The 3,293-nt window shown below is 38.7% G+C and carries 3 protein-coding genes and 1 pseudogene; all 4 read right to left on the bottom strand.

Annotated features, from left to right (window positions below):
* Nucleotides 1–246: 246 nt before the first annotated feature.
* Nucleotides 247–753: a hypothetical protein gene (locus tag HH219_RS21390; protein ID WP_169328566.1), complete on the bottom strand. Its 507-nt coding sequence runs from the start codon at nucleotides 751–753 to the stop codon at nucleotides 247–249.
* 441 nt (nucleotides 754–1,194) lie between these two features.
* Nucleotides 1,195–1,761, bottom strand: a pseudogene (locus HH219_RS21385) (transposase); the annotation flags it as partial.
* Nucleotides 1,762–2,104: 343 nt separating this feature from the next.
* Entirely contained in the window at nucleotides 2,105–3,079 is a 975-nt protein-coding gene (locus HH219_RS21380) for a transposase (RefSeq protein WP_169328565.1), read from the bottom strand.
* Nucleotides 3,080–3,160: 81 nt separating this feature from the next.
* Complete coding sequence (locus HH219_RS21375) at nucleotides 3,161–3,289, bottom strand: linear amide C-N hydrolase (RefSeq protein ID WP_249118586.1); 129 nt, start codon at nucleotides 3,287–3,289, stop codon at nucleotides 3,161–3,163.
* Nucleotides 3,290–3,293: the final 4 nt, after the last annotated feature.

Genomic DNA, 3,293 nt, shown 5'->3' with positions numbered 1-3,293 from the left:
CCATAGCCCCCGTAGTTAAGCCTTCAGTATTTAACCCATTGGTCATTATATTTGCAAATGTTTCTGACACACCTAAGGACTTGGCAATATCAAGGTTAAAGCCATTCATTGCAACAAAACTATAGCTACCAATCCAAGTCAAGAGGCGTTGATTAATGAATTCGGGTTAAACGTTAGTGCAAAATATAAAAAATACAAACTTTAGGATGGGTATCATTTTTGTTTCATTCGCATACGTCAATATTATTATTCTTCAAATTCTTCAAGTAATAAAGTTAACGCTTCCCTTCTCCATTCAGGCATAGTATTTTTTAACGATGTTTTAAGTTTTAATATACACCTTTCTAAAGTCTCACCGTCAATATACCCTTCCAAGTTATCTATAACATCCAGCGAATTAAACATAACTTCATTATTGTCGTTTATCGCAAGGTCAACCAATTGCTCTAGATAGCCGACTGGGTTCATGTTTTCCATTGCATATAATAAACTCCCGCGTCGGCCTTTTGTTTCCTCTCTCCCAATCATTTCCCATAGTATAGATAGTGACTCGTTATCGTTAATCTCTTTAATTAAAGCACAATAGACACTTCTCTCTTTGACATATGACTCGTCCACTAATCGATGATGTACCGCTTTTAATACTGTTTTTTGATTCCCTGAAGCTTCAACATCTTTCAGAAACTGTTCAAGATCTAGTTTATCTAATTGAATATCTCTTACCGCAATATCTAAGTCCGTTGCTTTAGTCATAATTAATTATCATCTCTTCTTCTTTCTTCTTGCTCTCTTTCTTCTTGTTCATTACGGTCTTCTTGTTCATTACGGTCTTCTTGGTCAGCCAAGTAATCTTCATAAGCTTCATTGAATAAACTAGGCAGCCACTTTAATTGAGTAAATAAAACTGTGCTACTAAGTTTACTCTTTTGGGCTAAAAACCTATCTCTTTTTATATCATCTCCAGTACATCGCTCATTAAGCGAGCGCCTATTGAATAAACTAGACAGCCACTTTAATTGAGTAAATAAAACTGTGCTACTAAGTTTACTCTTTTGGGCTAAAAACCTATCTCTTTTTATATCATCTCCAGTACATCGTTCATTAAGCGAGCGCCTATCACTGTTAAACCTAAATTACCCGCATGAAAATAACTGCAAGATTGCAGTTTTAACTTTTTACTAAGGACTTTTAACTTTATGCCAGTAGCTTTTCGCTGTTACTGACGTTGCTACGCCGTTTTCTGTTCAAGTGTTCACAGTAACTCTCTTGTGAGGTCGTCCTACCTACTGCGCCATGAAATACGCGCGTAAATTGCGTGGTCAGTTTTAACCAGTTTTCTGGGGAGATATTTACTCTTTCTAGTAAAGGTAAATGTGTGTTTTCAATATACCCGCGTTTGCCTCCTCTTATACAACGCCCTGTTAATTCAACCAGTTCAAGGTACGATTTAAGCTCAAATGGTAACCCTTTTGGCATGATTTGACGTGGCATGCCTGCAAAGCGTAATAGTTGTTTTGGTTGCTTGCCCTCTGTTGCGCTTTCAATGCGTTTTTGTACGCTGGTGTGGTCAGATGTTTCCGGTGTTTGTGCCATTTTTGCTCTGATTGGGTTTAAATCTACATAGGCCATACAGGCGGCGAGTGCGGCTTCATCTAATAATGCTTGGGATTTAAAGCGCCCTTCCCAGAATCGGCCTGTGCAGTTATCTTCCTTATTGGCTTTACGCGCAATGTCTTCATTTAATAATCGCATAAACCAGCTAAAACTGAATAAACTAGACAGCCACTTTAATTGAGTAAATAAAACTGTGCTACTAAGTTTACTCTTTTGGGCTAAAAACCTATCTCTTTTTATATCATCTCCAGTACATCGTTCATTAAGCGAGCGCCTATTGAATAAACTAAATAAACTAGACAGCCACTTTAATTGAGTAAATAAAACTGTGCTACTAAGTTTACTCTTTTGGGCTAAAAACCTATCTCTTTTTATATCATCTCCCGTACATCGTTCATTAAGCGAGCGCCTATCACTGTTAAACCTAAATTACCCGCATGAAAATAACTGCAAGATTGCAGTTTTAATTCTTTATTGAAGACTTTTAACTTTATGCCAGTAGCTTTGCGCTGTTGCTGACGTTGCTACGCCGTTTTCTGCTCAAGTGTTCACAGTAACTCTCTTGTGAGGTCGTCCTACCTACTGCGCCATGAAATACGCGCGTAAATTGCGTGGTCAGTTTTAACCAGTTTTCTGGGGAGATATTTACTCTTTCGAGTAAAGGTAAATGTGTGCTTTCAATATACCCGCGCTTGCCTTCTTGTATACAACGCCCTGTTAATTCAACCAGTTCAAGGTAGGATTTAAGTTCAAACGGTAGCCCTTTTGGCATGATTTGACGTGGCATGCCTGCAAAGCGTAATAGTTGTTTTGGTTGCTTGCCTTCTGTTGCGCTTTCTAAGCGTGTTTGCACACTCGTATGTGATGATTCTTCTGGCGTGTTTACCATTTTGGCCCTGATAGGGTTTAAATCAACGTATGCCATACAGGCTGCCAATGCTGCTTCATCAAGAAGCGCTTGTGACTTGAAGCGTCCTTCCCAGAACCTGCCGGTGCAGTTATCTTCCTTATTGGCTTTACGCGCAATATCTTCATTTAATAGCCGCATAAACCAGCTAATACTTGCTAGCCGTTCACGGTATTGTTTTACTGTTTGATTAAAAAAGATAAGTTCAGCTTTACTTAGCTTCTCACCCTGTATGTATTTTTGTGTTAATACGGTGCCTTTACAGAGCTTATGCCAGCGAATAACAATCGCTTTATCATTTAACCGATTCGCTTTTTTATCATCTACATACAAGACTAAATGAGTGTGGTTACTCATGACTGCATAGGCACACACATCAATGCAAAATACCTTGGCTAATTCAATCAGCTTATCTTCAACCCAGCCTCTGCGATGCTCAAAAGACTGGCCTGTAAAACGGTCTTCCCCGCACAAAAAAGCACGACGAACGCAACGTGAAATACAGTGATAATACTTTGTATCAACCAAACTTACTTGACGTTTTCTTGCAATTGCCATGTGACACCCTGATTATATTCTGCACTAATTAAACGTTAGTGCAAAATACAAAAAATACAAACTTTAGGGTGGGTGTCTTTTTTATTTAGCTCTCACAAAGCGATCAACGGGTGTTGAACTTCCTGGAACACCAGAAAAACCAGTTCCTTGCGCATAAGAGTTACATTGAAAGTTAGATGCAGCACTTTTATATGCTTCCACACTCGGCATCGTT

Origin of the sequence: Pseudoalteromonas sp. NEC-BIFX-2020_015 (assembly GCF_012952265.1) — a bacterium.
GTDB lineage: Bacteria > Pseudomonadota > Gammaproteobacteria > Enterobacterales > Alteromonadaceae > Pseudoalteromonas > Pseudoalteromonas neustonica.
Note: the sequence above shows the minus strand (reverse complement) of the source record. Positions and strands in the feature narration are given on the sequence as shown.

Bases quoted from the DNA above. Each gene is read 5' to 3' on its own strand.
- HH219_RS21375 (WP_249118586.1), bottom strand. From the start codon at position 3,289: ATGCCGAGTGTGGAAGCATATAAAAGTGCTGCATCTAACTTTCAATGT.
- HH219_RS21380 (WP_169328565.1), bottom strand. From the start codon at position 3,079: ATGGCAATTGCAAGAAAACGTCAAGTAAGTTTGGTTGATACAAAGTAT.
- HH219_RS21390 (WP_169328566.1), bottom strand. From the start codon at position 753: ATGACTAAAGCAACGGACTTAGATATTGCGGTAAGAGATATTCAATTA.